Raw genomic sequence first — 14,696 nt, 5'->3', positions numbered from 1 at the left:
GCCGTCAGGTCGTGACCGCGTCGGCGGCGGCCAGGACGCGCAGGTGCTCCAGAGCGTCGCGGGGCGTGTCGGCGAGCGGCTGGATGCAGACGTGGTCCGCGCCCGCGTCCAGGTGCGCCCGTACCCGATCGATGATCTTGTCTGGCTCGCCCCAGGCCACGATGGCGTCCACCAGCGCGTCGCTGCCGCCGTCGGCGAAGTCCTCGTCACGCCAGCCCAGCTCGCGCAGGTTGTTCACGTAGTTCGGCAGAGCCAGGTAGAGCGACATGAAACGGCGGGCGGTCCGCCGCGCCCGCGCCGGATCGGTGTCGAGCACCACCGTCTGCTCCGGCGCCAGGATCGGCTCGGGGCCGAGGACGGCACGAGCGCGCGCGGTGTGCTCGACCGGCACGAAGTACGGGTGCGCCCCCTGGGCACGTCGTGCGGCGAGTTCGAGCATGTTGGGGCGGAGCGCGGCCAGCAATCGTGGTGCCGGCTCCGGCAGCGGGCCGCTGTACTTCGTCGCGTCCATCGCGTCCAGGTAGGTCCGCATCGCCGAGACCGGCCGGCTGTAGTCGTGACCGCGTGCCGCCACCGCGGGGGCGTGGCTCACGCCCAGGCCGAGCACGAACCTGCCGTCGAACGCTTCGGCCAGCGCGTCCGCGCCGTTGGCGGCGGCGGTCGCGTCGCGGCCCCAGATGCTGGCGATCCCGGTCGCGACCATCAGATGCCGTGTCGCGCCCAGCAGGAGGGCCGAATGGACCAGCGCCTCCTTGCCGGTCGGGGTCTCCCCGATCCACAGCGTCTTGAAGCCCAGCCGCTCCACCTCGGCGGCCGCCTCGCGCTCGAAAGCCGCGGACTCCCCGCCCAGGGTGCCGTTCCAGACCCCTACCCGTCCCATGCGCCGCTTGAGCGCCGCCACATCAGTCACCACAGCTCACCCGCCTCAGTCGCCACCTGCCTCCCACCACGATAGGCAGCCGCTCTCCGGACTCCGGGTCACGACTTGCCGTGTCGCGATGCCGTGCCAGGTGACGATCATGATGGTGACGTCGATAGATTTGACCTTCGGGTGCCGGGAGCACGATGTGCACAGGAGATGAGACGAGACATGCGGCCATACGGATGGATGCTCATGCTGGCCGCGGTGGTTCTCGTCGTGGACCAGGCCGCCAAGTATTGGGCGGTCTCCGCGCTCTCGAACGGCGAGCGCGTCGTGGTGATCCCCGAGCTGATCCAGTTGCGGCTGCTGCGCAACCCCGGCGCCGCCTTCTCGATCGGGGAAGGGGTGACGTGGGTGTTCACCCTCGTGGCCGCCGCCGCGGTCGCCGCGATTCTGTACGTCGGGCGGCGGTTGCGCTCGACGGCCTGGACGGTCGTGCTGGGAGCGCTGCTGGGCGGCGCCTTCTCGCATCTGCTCGACCGCCTCTTCCGGGCACCCGGCTTCGCTCAGGGGCATGTGGTGGACTTCATCGACTACGGCGGGTTGTTCGTCGGCAACGTCGCCGACATCGCGCTCACCGGGAGCTGTGTCCTGCTCATGGTGCTCACCCTGCGCGACATCCCGATCGGGGGAGTGGTGGACAAGGGGAGTCCGTCGGTGTAGGAAGCGGCGCACGCTGACCGACCGGCTGCTCACGGCTGCTCATGCCTGTGGGCTGTCTCTTCTGGGGTGGTTTCTGAGGGCGAAGTCGAGGGTGTCCAGGGTCCAGGCCCAGGAGGCGTCGGCGTCGCGTGGGGTGTGGCGGAAGCTGCCCGCCATCTCCAGGCTCACGTAGCCGTGAAAGGTGCTGCCCAGCAGGCGCACCGCGTCGGTCTGGTCGGGCTCCGGCAGGTCGTAGCCGCGCAGCAGCGCCCGCGTCATCTCCGCGTGCCGGGGTCCCGCGCTGGCGGCCGCGGTCTGCGCGTCGAGCTCGAACCGGGAGGCGGTGTAGCGGCCCGGATGCTTCTTGGCGTAGTCGCGATAGGTGTTGGCGAGCGCCACCAGCGCGTCCTTGCCGGCGCGCCCGGCCAGCGCGGCGGCGGCCTGGTCGGCCATCTCCTCCAGGGCCAGCAGCGCCACCCGCACCTTCAGCTCGCGCGCGTTGGCGATGTGCGCGTACAGGCTCGGGTCCTTGATGCCGAGCCGGCGCGCGACCGCCGAGCCGGTCACCTGGTCGAAGCCGATCTCGTCGGCCAGCTCCGCCGCCGTCTGGGTGAGGCGTGCGGCATTGATGCCCGCGCGTGCCATGGAACCTCCACTGGCTAACAAAATTAAGCATTTGTCTAATTGTATTAGGGTAGCTAGCCTCGCCGTACATGAGACCCATCACCGAGAGCGACCTGCGAGGGTCGTTCGTCAACTGCTCCAAGGGCGAGACCAAGCGCCTGGGCGTGCCCAGGGACCTCGACGAGCAGCCCTGGGACGACCTCGACTTCCTCGGCTGGCGAGATCCCGGCGCCCCCGAGCGCGGCTATCTCGTCACCGAACGCGACGACGGCACGCTCGCCGGGATCGCGCTCCGGGCGGCCCCCGGCACCGCGCGAGGCTTCACCTCGCGCAGCATGTGCTCGCTCTGCCTGACCACCCACACCAGCGGCGGCGTGGCGCTGATGACCGCCCGCCGCACCGGCGAGGCCGGCCGTCTGGGCAACACCGTCGGGCAGTATCTGTGCGCCGATCTGGCCTGCTCCCTCTATATCCGGGGCAAGAAGCAGACGGTCGTAGGGGCTGACTTCGACGAGACCCTCTCCATGGACGAGCGAGCCGCCCGCACCCGGACCAACCTGGCCGCCTTCATCGACAAAGTCCTCGAATGACGTCGTGACGTCGTCCTGCATCAGGCCGATCGGCGTCGGTATCGCCGCCTGCCGCGTGAGAGGCGTGCGATCGTTCATCACTCTTCGAAGTTGATATATTACTGACGGTCAGGCTAGCTCCACGCCGGCCGCCGAGGAGGCCGTACTTCGAAAGGCTCGACGATGGCACGTCACTCCGGGACCAAGATCGAGCCCGACGACCCCCGCTACGAGCCGCTCCGGCGCGGGTTCAACTCCCGGTGGCTGGCCGCCCGGCCCGACTACATCCGGCTTCCGCGCACCGGTGACGAGGTCAGGCACGCGCTGCGGGAAGCGGTCGGCGAACCCGCGCCCCCGCACCGGTCACGCATCACGGTCCGCTCCGGCGGTCACTGCTACGAGGACTTCGTCTGCTCTCCCGACGTACGGGTGATCATCGACATGTCGCTGATGGACGGCGTCTACGCCGACGGCGCCATGGACGCCGTCTGCATGGAGGCCGGCGCCACCATCGGGCAGCTGTACAAGAAGCTCTACCAGGCGACCGGCAAGGCGCTGCCCGGTGGCTCGTGCGCGACGGTCGGGCTCGGCGGCCACGTGGCCGGCGGCGGTTTCGGCCTGCTGTCGCGGCAGTACGGCCTCACCGTCGACTATCTGTACGCCGTGGAGGTGGCCGTCGTCGACGAGGCCGGTGGGGTGGAGCTGGTCACCGCCACCAGGGACGACGCCGATCCCGACCTCAGGGACCTGTGGTGGGCGCACACGGGGGGCGGCGGAGGCAACTTCGGCATCGTCACCCGGATGTGGTTCCGCGATCTTCCCCAGGCGCCGAAGAGCGTGCTGCTCGCCACCGGGGGCTGGAAGTGGGCGGAGGTGGACGAGGACCGGTTCCGGCGCATCGTCGGCAACTTCGGCGCCTTCTTCGACCGGCACCGGGGCGGCCCCGACGACGAGTACGCCGACCTGTTCGCCATCCTCCTGCTGACCCACGCGAGCCGGCCCGAGATCGGCCTGATCGCCCAGATCGATGCCGAGGTCCCGCACGCCCGCGACCTGATCGTCGACTTCGAGCGGGAGATCAACCGGGATGTCGGCCGAGCGCTGCACCCGCTGACCGAGGTGCTCGGCGAGCACGCGGCCTTCGCCCTCGGCGAGGCGTTCGGCGAGCAGGTGGGCCTCATCACCGGGGAGAGCCGGATCCGCAGGCTCCCGGCGCTGCCCTGGACGGTCATCAGCAGGGTCATGGGCGCCCCGAAACCCAACGACAAATGCGGCAAGTACAAGTCCGCCTACATGCGCAGGCCGCTGCCCGCGGAGCAGGTCACCGCACTGTGGAAGGGGCTGACCGAAGATCGGGAGACTCCCCGCGAGGCGGTGGTGCAGATCGACTCCTACGGCTCCGCCGTCAACCGGCTGCGGCCGGAGGAGACCGCGATGGCGCAGCGCGACTCCATCATGAAGCTGCAGCACCAGATCTACTGGCCGCAGGACCAGGACGGCGCCGACCACCTACGGTGGATCCGCACCCTTTACCAGGGCATGTATCCCGGCGGAGCGCCCGTCCCCGACGACACCACCGACGGGTGCTACATCAACTATCCGGACCTCGACCTGAGCGACCCCGCCTGGAACACCTCCGGAGTGCCCTGGTCCACCCTCTACTACGGCGGCAACTATCCCCGGCTGCAACGTGCCAAGCGGCGCTGGGACCCCCGCAACGTCTTCCGCCACGGCCAGTCCATCGAGCTCTGAGCGACGGCCGGCCAGCCCGTCGAGTTCTGGACGTCGGCCGGGTCGGCCGTCGAGCTCTGGGCGGCGGACGGGCAGGACCGCAGCCGGTGTCAGCCCTGGATTTCGCCTGTTGCCGCAGCCGGGCCGCCGGTTTCCTGGTCAGCGGGCTCGAGCGTCTTCCGCAGGAGCTTCATCAGCTCACGCAGGTCCTCGGGGCTCAGCCGAGCGAACGGGGTCAGGGCCAGCGTCGCGGCGATCACGGTGGCCCGCGCGCGCCGTCCGCTCTCCGTGAGGGTCAACACGCGTGAACGGCGGTCGGCAGGGTCGACGGACCGCTCGACGAACTCCCGCTCGACGAGCTGGTTCGTGATGAAGCTGAGGTTGGGCGCGTTGCAGAACAACCGATGGGCCATCGTCTTCATCGACGGCGGCGCCTCATCGGGATCGATCAACCAGAGGGCCTGAGCGGTCGCGGGGGTCAGACCCTGCTCAGCCAGTACGGCCGCGATCCGGTCGCCGGTCAGCATGGACACCTCATGGCTCGCGACCACCACTGCTTCAAGGATGCTCCGGGTCATGACCCCATCCTAGCTTTTGTACTTCGAGACTCGAAGTGTTACGTTGATTCGAGTCTCGAAGTAATTTCCGCATCTGACAGGAAGCGATCGCCCATGCACGACTACTCGAACACCACGGCCCTGGTCACCGGCGCCTCGAAAGGACTGGGCGAGGCGTATGCGCATGAGCTCGCCCGCCGAGGTGCGAACCTCGTCCTCGTCGCCCGCTCCGCCGGCGCGCTTCACACTCTCGCCGAGCGGATCCAAGCCGCGCACCACGTCAGCGTGCACGTGATCGCCGCAGACCTCTCGGACCGGCGTTCCCCGCAGGCGGTGGTCGACGAGCTCAAGCGTCTCGGTCTGGAGGTGGACCTCCTGGTCAACAATGCCGGGCTGGGAGCGGTCGGCCCCTTCCTGAGCCGCCCTCTCGAACCCAATCTCCAGTCGGTCGAGGTGAACGTCGCCGCCCTGATGGGCCTGGTCCACCTGGTGGGCGCCGGCATGCTCGAACGCGGTCGCGGCGGCATCATCAACGTCGCTTCCACGGCCGCCTTCCAGCCCATGCCGTACCAGGCGAGTTACGCCGCGACCAAAGCGTTCGTGCTCTCGTTCACCGAGGCGCTCACCGAAGAGCTCCGGGGGACCGGTCTGCGGGTGATGGCAGCGCATCCCGGGGCCACCGACACCGGGTTCTTCAGCGGGACGACCGCGTCCATGGACCCGAAGGCGGACACCCCGGCGAGCGTCGCGGCGAACACGCTCGACGACTTCGCACGCGGCCGGTCCGTCTCCTATCCAGGTCGCGCCTGCAACCGTGCCGCGACCTGGGCCTCGCGCCTGCTGCCACGGGGCACGGTCGCCGGGATCACCGGCGGCCTCAACCGCAGAGCCGGATTCCAGGACGTCAGCGATGTCAGCTCCGCCACGTCATGAAGGACAGGCGCGCCGCCACCGGCGCGCGTGGCTATCCGAGGTGGCGTACGGCCGGCTGAAGGTCGGTGGGTGAGCCGGCCTCCGGGCGGTAGTGGTCGGCCAGGGCGGTGAACGCGGCCTTGGGTTCCCAGGGCAGGCCGGGGTAGGTGACGCCGAGACGGTCCTCGTAGACCTTGACGATGCCGTAGCTGGCCAGGTCCAGGTCCTCGCGGGGGTCGCCGTCGGGGCGGTGCACGTGGTCGTACAGGGCGAAGGTGAAGACGAAGGCGCTGTCGACGCCGCCGGCCTCGAAGGCGGCCAGCAGTTCGCGCAGATAGGCGGCCTGGCCGGCCTCGTCGCGGAGGTACGCACCGTTCAGCCGGACGGGTTCGCGCGTGTCCTTGTCGTACTCCACGATCTCCAGACCGTGCGCGCCCCTCTCGCCGGCGCCCTGGTAGCCGGCCGCGCCGAACTCGGTGATCGCGACCGGCTTGCCCTGCGCGACGAGGCCGCGGATGCCTTCGGCGAACCGGTCGGCGATCTCGGCCGACCGGTAGAGATCCACGGACACGATGTCGAAGGGCGCCCAGTCGACGCGCTCAAGAGGTACGGAGGCGTACGTCACCTTGCCGCCGAAGTGCTCGCGGACGAGTGTGACGGCCCGGCCGAGGAAGTCGTTGACGCGGGTGCTGACCTCGCCGAGTTGCTCGCGCAGGTGCTCCGGCCGGAGCAGGAACGCGACGCGCTCGTCGATGCTGTCGCCGGGCAGGAAGCCCTTGTTCATCAGGCTGAGCTCGGCGCCGGTGACGAACACGACCTCGGCTCCCCGCAGCCTGAGCCGCTCCGCGCGGGCGGCGCAGTCGGCGAACAGCGACAGCGTCTCCTCCGGGGACAGCTCAAGCGGGTAGGGGGAGAACCAGACCTCCAGGCCCAGGTCGGCGGCGTGCGCCGCGGCGAGCTCCATCCGTTCCGGGTCGCCTCCCATGACGCGCACCGCGGTGCAGTGCAGGTCATCGCGGATGATGCGAAGCTCGCGCCTGACGACCTCCGGGTTGAGGTCCCCGCGGCCGATCACTCCCTTGTGAACGAAGCCGGTGTCGTAACTGATGCCCTTGGCTCGCATCTCATGCCCTCCTTTGACGGTACTGGCCGTACCTTAAACTTATGAGCACGGCCCTGACAAGGCCGCGCGGGAGGGTACGATCAGTACCGGTAGGGAGAGGGGATCCGATGGGTGCCGGAGGGACGCGGCGGCGCGGGGCCGCGCTGGAGGAGGCGATCCTGCATGCCGCGGTGGCCGAACTCACCGCGTCCGGATACGCGGGGCTGACCATGGACAAGGTCGCCGCCCGCGCCGGCACCAACAAGAACGCCATCTACCGCCGCTGGCCGAACCGCCTCGCGCTCGGCATCGCCGCCTACCGCCAACTGGCCATAACGGTCCCGCCGCCCGACACCGGCGACCTGCGCGGCGACGTGCTGGAGCTGCTACGCCAGGCGAACCGCCACTGGAGCTCGCCCCTCGGCGCGATCCTGCGCGAGCTGCTCTCCGCGGCCGGCGGCGCGTCGCAAGCCCTGGCGCAGCTGCGAGAGCAGTCCGGCGACGCCGTGGCCGCCCCCTGGCTGACCATCCTGGGGCGCGCGGTCGCTCGCGGTGAAGCCTCGCCCGAAGCCCTCCATCCACGGGTCGCCACCGTGGCCATCGTCCTGCTGCGCAACGAGTTCGTCATGCGCGGCGCCCCGACCACCTCCGACGACGTCCTCGTCGAGATCGTCGACGAGGTGTACCTGCCGCTGGTACGGCGACGCGCGCCGACCGCCTGACCCGCCACCCGACCACCGTCATACGGTCACCGCCGCGAGCCGCGAGGCCGCGAGGCCGGGAGCCCGGGAGGCCCGGCCTCGGGGAACAGCGGAGCAGCCGTTGGCGCTGAGATTGATCTTGAATATGTAGGGCCGTCGACTCGGCCTTCTCCTTCAGATAACGATCGGTTTATGAAGGGTCTTGAGAACCACTGCCGACCGCGACAGTGACTTCTGTCGGGACGCGTCCGTTGGAGGACGTGGTCGATTGCGGCGTTTGGCTGGGCTGCTCGCTGCCTGGCGTTCATAGTGACGCTATGGAAGGAACGGGTACCTCTGTGCGCAGATCGTTGCTGGCGGCGTAGGTGGTGTTGCCGGTAGGCGGCGCGGTGGCCGGCAATCAGATTCTCAACGATGGGCAGTGGACGTGGTGGTGGGTACCGATCGCGGTCGCCCTGTCGGCGGGGTGTGGGTCACTCATCGCCTCACCCGTTCAGCGACGACGTCGCATCCAAAGGCGGGGCAGTCGGTTTCCGATTCCACCGTTAGGGGTGGAGTCACTCAGGTCAAAGGCGTCACCGGTAATCTGCGTATCGGTGTTCCCTCCGCACCTACTCCCACTCCTGAGGCGGCTCCGGCCCAGCCCTCCCCCACGACCCCGACTCCGGCACCGCTCGTGGAGCCGCAGGGCGGGCAGTCGGCCACCGGTTCACAGGTCGGTGGCGAGGTGCGGCAGGTCGATGGGTCGGCGGCGATGCCGAGATCGACTTGACCATCACGTTGAGCAGGCCGGTGTACCGGGTGGAGGCTTTCCCCTCGCCGCGGAGCCGGCCGGGGGTGGAGCAGGCGCGTGCGCAACCCTCTCGGCTGTTGTTGTCCCGCTATGAGGTGGTGCCGTTCCCTGGCCGCGATGTGCTGGTGCAGAAGTTGGTGGACTGGATGGGCGGGCCAGAGGGGCCGGTCTCAGTGCGGCTGGTGCACGGGCCGGGCGGGCAGGGCAAGACCCGCCTGGCCGCCTTCCTGGCCCGCGAGCACACCGCCGGTGCACAGAGCTGGCAGGTGTGGCAGGCGCGCCAACCGCTGCCGACCGCCACCTCACCCTAACGGCTGAGCATGCCGGCCGGGGTGGCGGGCGTACTGGTGGTGGACTACGCCGACCGGTGGGCGTTTTCGCACCTGCAGGCTCTGCTCACCGACCTGCGCACGCTGGCGGTGCGCATGCCCGGCGGGTCGGCGGTGCGGGTGCTCCTGCTGGCCCGCTTGGCCGGGTGGTGGCAGGGCCTGGAGGAATGGCTGGATACCGACTTGGACCTGCCCGCCGACCAGGTGACGCTGGCGCCGCTGGGCGGTGAGGTCAACCGGGTCGAGCTGTTCACCACCGCCCGGGACCGGTTCGCCGCCGCCATGAACGTGGACGGCTGCCAGGCCATCGATCCGCCGGGCGGGTTGGACGATGCCGGGTTTGCGCAGGTGCTGACCGTGCACATGGCCGCGCTAGCCGCCGTCGACGCCCACCACCACGGCACCTCGATTCCTGCCGATCCGGAGCGGGTCTCGGCCTATCTCCTGCGCCGCGAGCGCGCGCACTGGCAGCAGTGGCACGCCCGCCCCGACGACCCGTTGCCCACCCCGCCGCAGATCATGGGGCGGGCGGTGTGGGCGGCGACCTTGACCGGCGCGTTATCGCATCCCGACGGGGTGACGGTATTGGCGCGGGTCCAGATCGCCACCCTGCCCGAGAACGCCGCCCAGGCCCTGACCGACCACCAGCGCTGTTACCCGCCCCACGATCCGGCCACGGTGCTGGAACCGCTGTATCCCGACCGGCTCGGCGAGGACTTCGTTGCCCTGTCCACACCCGGCAACACAGCTCCCGAAAACATCACCCCCTGAGCCGACACGAGCACCGAGGACGCCTGGGCAGGCAGCGCACTCATCCCGCTCCTGACCACGTCCGTCAGCCAGAACCAGCCACCTGTGTGGACTCGCACCGCACTGACGGTACTGATCGAGACCGCCCGCCGCTGGCCGCACATGGCCGGCAAGCAGCTCTACCCCCTGCTCACCGCCCACCTCCAGCTCGTGCTGCACGCCGCCCTCGCCGCCCTGGCCGACCTGCCCGACATCGACCCGGCTCTTCTGGAGGCCATCGAGGCCTGGCCGCCGTCCTCGCCGGCGATACCCTCGTCGTCCCGAAACTCGACCGGTTGGCCCGCTCCGTCCCCGACATCGGCGACTCCCTCGCCCACCGCGGCGTCAAACTCTCCCTCGGTGGCACCCTCTACGACCCCACCGACCCGATGGGCAAGATGTTCTTCAACATCCTGGCCACCTTCGCCGAATTCGAAGTCGACCTGCTGCGCATGCGCACCCGCGAAGGCATGGCCGTAGCTCGAGCCAAAGGCAAACTCAAAAGGCAAGAAACCCAAGCTGACCACCCGCCAGCAAGGCGAGCTGTGCCGGATGCACGCCACCGGCGACTACACCATCGCCGACGTCGCCGAACTCTTCACCGTCTCCCGGCCCACCGTCTACCGGGTACTCGATCGTCACAAGAACGCGGAGTAGGCGGCCACCAGCAACTCCGACGTGAAGCTCATCGTCCCTGGCTTGGGACAGGGACCGGCTGATCGCCTTGGGCCGCCTCCCTGCGTTCACGGCGCGTATGCGTCGCCGGTGCGGCTCACTACTATTCCGCCATGCCTTTCGATCTTGCACGGTACGCATTCATGGCCGTGTTTTTCGTCCTGTTCGCGGGCCTTCCCGCGGCCTGGGCCATCCCTGCCGCGGTGCTCTCCGCCCCGCCCAACCGCCACAAGTTCATGCGCTTGCGATTCGTCGTCGTGGGACTGTTGGTGTCGTTCGCCGGCGTCTTATTGATGGGGCTCGGCGCGTGGCTGGGGCGTGAGGATTCGCGCTACGGCGCCATCGAATCCATCGGGATGCTGCTGATCTCCCTCATAGGTGCGGGTCTGGTTGTCGCCGGTCTCGGCCCGCTGCCTTCGTGGCTGCTGCAGCTCCCCGGTCCGTACGCGGAACGGCTGCCGCTGCCCTTCCGCCTGGCGGCCCGCGACCTGGCCCACCGTCGTGGTCGCGCGGTGCTCGCGATCACGCTGGCGATGATGGCGACGGCCTTCGGCATCGCGCTGACGGTCATCTCGGTCGGCGAAACGACGCAGAGCAGGGCCGAATACTCTCCCCGGGCCCGGCCGGGCAGCTTGTTGATCCGGTCGAGCGCCTTGTTCGCGCAGCAGCCTTTCTCGGCGGCCGATGCGGGCACCGTACAAGCGGCGATCGAGCGGGAATTGCCCGGGGTGCCGATCGCCCAGAGCGAGCGCCCTTCCGTCGAATCCTGGTACTTCCGTGCGAGGGCGGAGAACGTCGAGATACCGGAGGAGGCCGTCTACTGGGACCAGGCCATCGGTGACGAGAAGCTGCTGCGGTACCTCACGGGCGATCAGTCGACACCGTACGACGAGAGCATGGCCGTGGTGATCACGTCAGCCGACGTGAAGGTCGACTCGGTCCAGCTCTCCTACGAGATCCACGAGAACGACGAGACGACGACCACCAGGACCCTCCGGGCGGTCACCGCCAGGACCGCTGACCCGCACATGGAGACAATCTTCGTTCCCTCGAAGATCGTCCGGGACCTCGGCTACCAGCTCCAACCGGACGAACTGATCGTGGACCCCGCTGTCCGCCGGGTCACGGTGCAAGAGCAAGAACGCCTCGACGACCGGCTGGACGACGCGGTCGCGGAAACATACATCGAGCGGGGCTTCGAGGCTTCGACCGGCTGGCTGCCCGTCGTCGCGGCGGCGTTCCTCATCGCCCTCGCGTGCGCGCTGGCCGCCGGCTTCGGCAAGGCCGCGAACGCACGCCAGGCCCGGGTCCTGAGGCGGGCCGGCAACGGATCAGCCACGGCCTTCCGATGGTTCTGCGCCTTCCGCGCGGGTCTGAGCGCCCTGTACGGAACAGCCCTTGGCGCGATCGCCGGATGTCCCGCCGGGATGTTGCTGCTGTGGCCCCTGACGGTGCGCACCACGTGGGAGGAACCGGTACGGGTGCCGTTCGAGACCCCCTGGCCGGCGATCGTGGCCGTCGCCGCCGGCCTTCCCCTCCTCGCCGCCGCCCTCGGTGCGCTCCTCACCCGCGACCAGTCGTACCCTCCCACACCCGCTGCGCCTCGCCCCTGAAGCGACCCCGGAACTTGATCGTGCGGGCCATCATCGTCCGGTTCTGGCCGTCCTCACCCGCATTGAACCCTGAAAGCAGAAACCACAGATACTCCGGCCGGGACAGGGCGTCGACCAGCATCGGCGGCACCCATCCCTGCAGCCAGCACCACGACAGGAACTCCCCAACCTTCCCCCCATGACCACGTTCGCGGTGCCACCTGCTGTTCTGGTCATCCACCGAAAACACGCCTGAACAGCCACAAGAGTCACGAACGATCGTTTTCTGAAGACCCGCCCGACCGGCCCGCGTGTGACTTAGATCGCTCGATGGCGCGATTTCGCATCGCTATTCGGCATATTGACCCTTTTTCATCCTCAGGCGGCCTGAGCAACGCGGTGATTCTGAAGGACGGCGATGGCCTTGCAGAGATGGCCGGCCTTGCTCGGGCTGCAGCGTAGCTTGCGAAGGATCTTCCAGCTCTTCAGCTGGGCGTTCGCGCGTTCTCCGGGTCCGCGGAGCCTGGCGTGGGTGCGGTTGGCCTGCTTCTGGGACTGGGGTTTGTTCTTGCCCTTGTACGGGGTGCGGACCGGGCCCTCGGCTCCCTGATACGCCTTGTCGGCCAGGGTGATGATCCCGGCCTGCTCCAGCGCGCGCAGGATGCCTCAGACCCGGGCGGCGCTCAGATCGTGGGCCTTGCCGGGCAGCGCTCCGGAGGTCCACAGAATCGTCCCGTCCGGGGAGGCGATCACCTGGACGTTCATCCCGTGCACGCGGTGCTTGCCGGAGAAGTACGGGCGGTCGGCCTTGACTCGGTCGGTGTGGATCAGCGTGCCGTCCAGCACCAGGTAGTGCAGTCCGTCCCGCTTTGCCTTGCGCAACGCCGCCGTGAGCTTGGGCGAGCGGGCCGACAACAGCGTCACTGTCTCTTCCACGTACCGCCACGCGGTGGCGGTGGAGACCCCGAAGCCTGCCCCGAGCCCGGTGAACGTCTCGCCTTTACGCAGGTAGACCAGCACCAGCAACGCCTGCCGGCCGGGGTTGAGCCGCCGCCAGAGCGACCCGATCGCCTTACGGTGACGCCGGATCATCCCGGCGACGTAGTTCAGCGTCCGAGGCGACAAATCGACGGCAGCACGATAGAAAAGCATCCGAGCCCCTGGTTGTGACGGATCTGGTTGTGGTGATCAATCCATCTACCAGGGGTTTCTTACGTCAGCAGGCGAACACCAAGCTCGCGATCATGCTGTGACCAGCGATCCGCCGCCAGGGGGATGAAAAAGGCTCATTGTCTCAACCGCACAGAACAATAGTGTCGGATATAGACGGCTCGTTGTAGCAGGCCAACGGCGGTTGCGTCGCGACTACGACGACTTCCAGCAAGCAGATGCCACGGGAAAGCCCAGCGTCACTTTGATCGCGGATCAATGCAGGCCCGGGTTGAAGTAGCCCAGGACCGACCTTTCCGCGTTGGCGATGGGCTCGGCGGACTGGCTCGGTGGAGGCGCGAACTCCGTCAACTGTAGGTCGTAGGTGTGCAGATCGATGGTCTGCTCGATCTCCGCACATGTGAGCAGCTGTCCTTGCTCTGACGGATACAGCAGCGTTTCCGCCATACCCTTGAGAAAGATGCCAAGGCCTGTGCTCGCCGGATCGGCGAACGGCGGGGGTGGCTGCCCAGGGGCTCCTGGAGTGAGCCGCAGGCCCACCACCTGCGGGTTGAGGGGTGCCAGAGTGGAAGCCTTGGAAGCGGCGGTGAAGTTGTCATCGAATGCGTACATGGGCACGTTGTTCAGCACGCCGCCATCCACCCAGAATCCCTGGTAGGCCTGGGGATCGGGGTTGAACGCGGTGACCGGCACCTCGGCTTCCACGTACGCTGGCTTGAACAGGATGGGCAGGCTCATGAAGATGGTCACTGCATCCACCACGGGGAAGTCGGGCGTGAGCCGTCGGGAGAACATGGCGGGGATTCCTTTGGAAATATTCACCCCCGTGATCACCAGATCCACACCGGTGAGTTCATAGAAGGTGGCGAACCCTATCTGTTCGGGAGGTTGGACTCTGGCGGGATAGCGACCCGCTGCGGCGAGCAAGCGGCGTCCCAGATGCCGCGACATCATCGATTGGAAGAACGTCCGGGCAGCGAACCCGGAGAACAGGCCCCGATCCAGCAGCAGGTTGTTGAGATATGCCTGCGGGGCCCGGCGTACCTGCTCAGCCATGCGGAGAGTCCAACGTTCCAAGCAAGGCGTCGAGCAGCGCCGAGGCAGCGGCACCGAGAGCAAGCATGGGCAGCGGAGCTGCCATGGTCAAAGCCCTTCGTGCCGTGCTGGGGCGGTCGATCCTGGGTTTGCCTCCCACCGCCGATTCGCCTCTGCTGTTGACGAGTCGGTACTGGCCCGGTGCCGGTCCGTCGAAAAAGCCCGCGAAGGTCGACGATCGGGAGAGCACAGCCTTGAGTTGCTGCGCCGTCATCCCCATGCCGAGTAGTAGTGCGGTAATAGCGCCCGCCGACGAGCCGCTGATCCCGGCGATCTGGCTCGTCCCTGGATTCTCGATGTCGATCGGCAGGATCTTCATCGTTTTCAGCGCCTGGATGGCGCCTAAGAAGGTGGCTCCCTTGCCACCTCCGCCCTCCAGCGCCAGGTAGGCCAGCTTCGTACGGTCCACCCGGCCGCCGTTGGCTTGGTTAGCCTCGGGCTTTCGCGGGGAATTTGAGCCGGGCTGATCGTTCACATGAGAAAAGTGCCTTTG

At 68.3% G+C, this 14,696-nt stretch carries 14 protein-coding genes and 3 pseudogenes; 10 read left to right on the top strand and 7 right to left on the bottom strand.

All coding sequences use genetic code 11. From position 1 onward, the window contains the following. Window positions 1-4 precede the first annotated feature (4 nt). A complete protein-coding gene (locus IEY87_RS13455; RefSeq protein ID WP_225277362.1) occupies window positions 5-910 on the bottom strand; it encodes a TIGR03620 family F420-dependent LLM class oxidoreductase in 906 nt (301 codons plus the stop codon). 180 nt (window positions 911-1,090) lie between these two features. On the opposite strand from IEY87_RS13455, the gene lspA reads away from it, so the two are divergent. Next, complete coding sequence (lspA, locus tag IEY87_RS13450; RefSeq protein WP_225277363.1) at window positions 1,091-1,585, top strand: signal peptidase II; 495 nt, start codon at window positions 1,091-1,093, stop codon at window positions 1,583-1,585. A gap of 39 nt (window positions 1,586-1,624) precedes the next feature. On the opposite strand, the gene IEY87_RS13445 is transcribed toward lspA, so the two are convergent. Then, a complete protein-coding gene (locus IEY87_RS13445; protein ID WP_189138961.1) occupies window positions 1,625-2,209 on the bottom strand; it encodes a TetR/AcrR family transcriptional regulator in 585 nt (194 codons plus the stop codon). Window positions 2,210-2,277: 68 nt separating this feature from the next. Here IEY87_RS13445 and IEY87_RS13440 point away from each other — a divergent pair, with 68 nt between their 5' ends. After that, window positions 2,278-2,778: an FBP domain-containing protein gene (locus tag IEY87_RS13440; RefSeq protein WP_189138960.1), complete on the top strand. Its 501-nt coding sequence runs from the start codon at window positions 2,278-2,280 to the stop codon at window positions 2,776-2,778. Window positions 2,779-2,940: 162 nt separating this feature from the next. Further along, complete coding sequence (locus IEY87_RS13435; RefSeq protein WP_189138959.1) at window positions 2,941-4,509, top strand: FAD-binding oxidoreductase; 1,569 nt, start codon at window positions 2,941-2,943, stop codon at window positions 4,507-4,509. A gap of 89 nt (window positions 4,510-4,598) precedes the next feature. On the opposite strand, the gene IEY87_RS13430 is transcribed toward IEY87_RS13435, so the two are convergent. Continuing rightward, window positions 4,599-5,066: a MarR family winged helix-turn-helix transcriptional regulator gene (locus IEY87_RS13430; RefSeq protein WP_189138958.1), complete on the bottom strand. Its 468-nt coding sequence runs from the start codon at window positions 5,064-5,066 to the stop codon at window positions 4,599-4,601. 93 nt (window positions 5,067-5,159) lie between these two features. Here IEY87_RS13430 and IEY87_RS13425 point away from each other — a divergent pair, with 93 nt between their 5' ends. Beyond that, the gene (locus tag IEY87_RS13425) at window positions 5,160-5,978 is read left to right on the top strand and encodes an SDR family NAD(P)-dependent oxidoreductase (protein WP_189138957.1); all 819 of its coding nucleotides are present in this window, start codon (window positions 5,160-5,162) and stop codon (window positions 5,976-5,978) included. Between the two features lie 31 nt (window positions 5,979-6,009). Here IEY87_RS13425 and IEY87_RS13420 read toward each other — a convergent pair whose 3' ends face one another. Further along, window positions 6,010-7,080, bottom strand: coding sequence for a glycoside hydrolase family 113 protein (locus IEY87_RS13420; RefSeq protein WP_189138956.1), 1,071 nt, complete (start codon window positions 7,078-7,080; stop codon window positions 6,010-6,012). Between the two features lie 107 nt (window positions 7,081-7,187). Here IEY87_RS13420 and IEY87_RS13415 point away from each other — a divergent pair, with 107 nt between their 5' ends. The 6 genes and pseudogenes from IEY87_RS13415 to IEY87_RS13395 all read left to right on the top strand — a co-directional run bounded on the left by IEY87_RS13415 (window position 7,188) and on the right by IEY87_RS13395 (window position 11,959). After that, a complete protein-coding gene (locus tag IEY87_RS13415; protein ID WP_189138955.1) occupies window positions 7,188-7,781 on the top strand; it encodes a TetR/AcrR family transcriptional regulator in 594 nt (197 codons plus the stop codon). A gap of 747 nt (window positions 7,782-8,528) precedes the next feature. Continuing rightward, a complete protein-coding gene (locus IEY87_RS13410; protein WP_189138954.1) occupies window positions 8,529-8,864 on the top strand; it encodes a hypothetical protein in 336 nt (111 codons plus the stop codon). 9 nt (window positions 8,865-8,873) lie between these two features. Further along, window positions 8,874-9,653, top strand: coding sequence for a hypothetical protein (locus IEY87_RS13405; RefSeq protein ID WP_189138953.1), 780 nt, complete (start codon window positions 8,874-8,876; stop codon window positions 9,651-9,653). Window positions 9,654-9,739: 86 nt separating this feature from the next. Continuing rightward, window positions 9,740-10,156 (top strand): annotated as a pseudogene (locus IEY87_RS45700) (recombinase family protein); the annotation flags it as partial. A 31-nt stretch (window positions 10,157-10,187) separates the two neighbouring features. Beyond that, window positions 10,188-10,328 (top strand): annotated as a pseudogene (locus tag IEY87_RS45695) (helix-turn-helix domain-containing protein); the annotation flags it as partial. Between the two features lie 161 nt (window positions 10,329-10,489). After that, window positions 10,490-11,959 (top strand): hypothetical protein, encoded by a 1,470-nt coding sequence (locus IEY87_RS13395; RefSeq protein ID WP_189138952.1) that lies wholly within the window; start codon window positions 10,490-10,492, stop codon window positions 11,957-11,959. Between the two features lie 357 nt (window positions 11,960-12,316). Here IEY87_RS13395 and IEY87_RS13390 read toward each other — a convergent pair. The 3 genes and pseudogenes from IEY87_RS13390 to IEY87_RS13380 all read right to left on the bottom strand — a co-directional run. Then, a pseudogene (locus tag IEY87_RS13390) lies at window positions 12,317-13,090 on the bottom strand (transposase family protein). A 273-nt stretch (window positions 13,091-13,363) separates the two neighbouring features. Beyond that, complete coding sequence (locus IEY87_RS13385) at window positions 13,364-14,164, bottom strand: patatin-like phospholipase family protein (RefSeq protein ID WP_189138951.1); 801 nt, start codon at window positions 14,162-14,164, stop codon at window positions 13,364-13,366. Beyond that, a partial coding sequence (locus IEY87_RS13380) for a patatin-like phospholipase family protein (protein ID WP_229699329.1) occupies window positions 14,157-14,696 on the bottom strand: 540 nt, incomplete at its 5' end. The genes IEY87_RS13380 and IEY87_RS13385, both read right to left, overlap by 8 nt.

The organism is Nonomuraea glycinis (assembly GCF_014646515.1).
GTDB classification, from domain to species: Bacteria; Actinomycetota; Actinomycetes; order Streptosporangiales; family Streptosporangiaceae; genus Nonomuraea; species Nonomuraea glycinis.
This window is presented reverse-complemented; position numbering and strand designations above follow the sequence as displayed.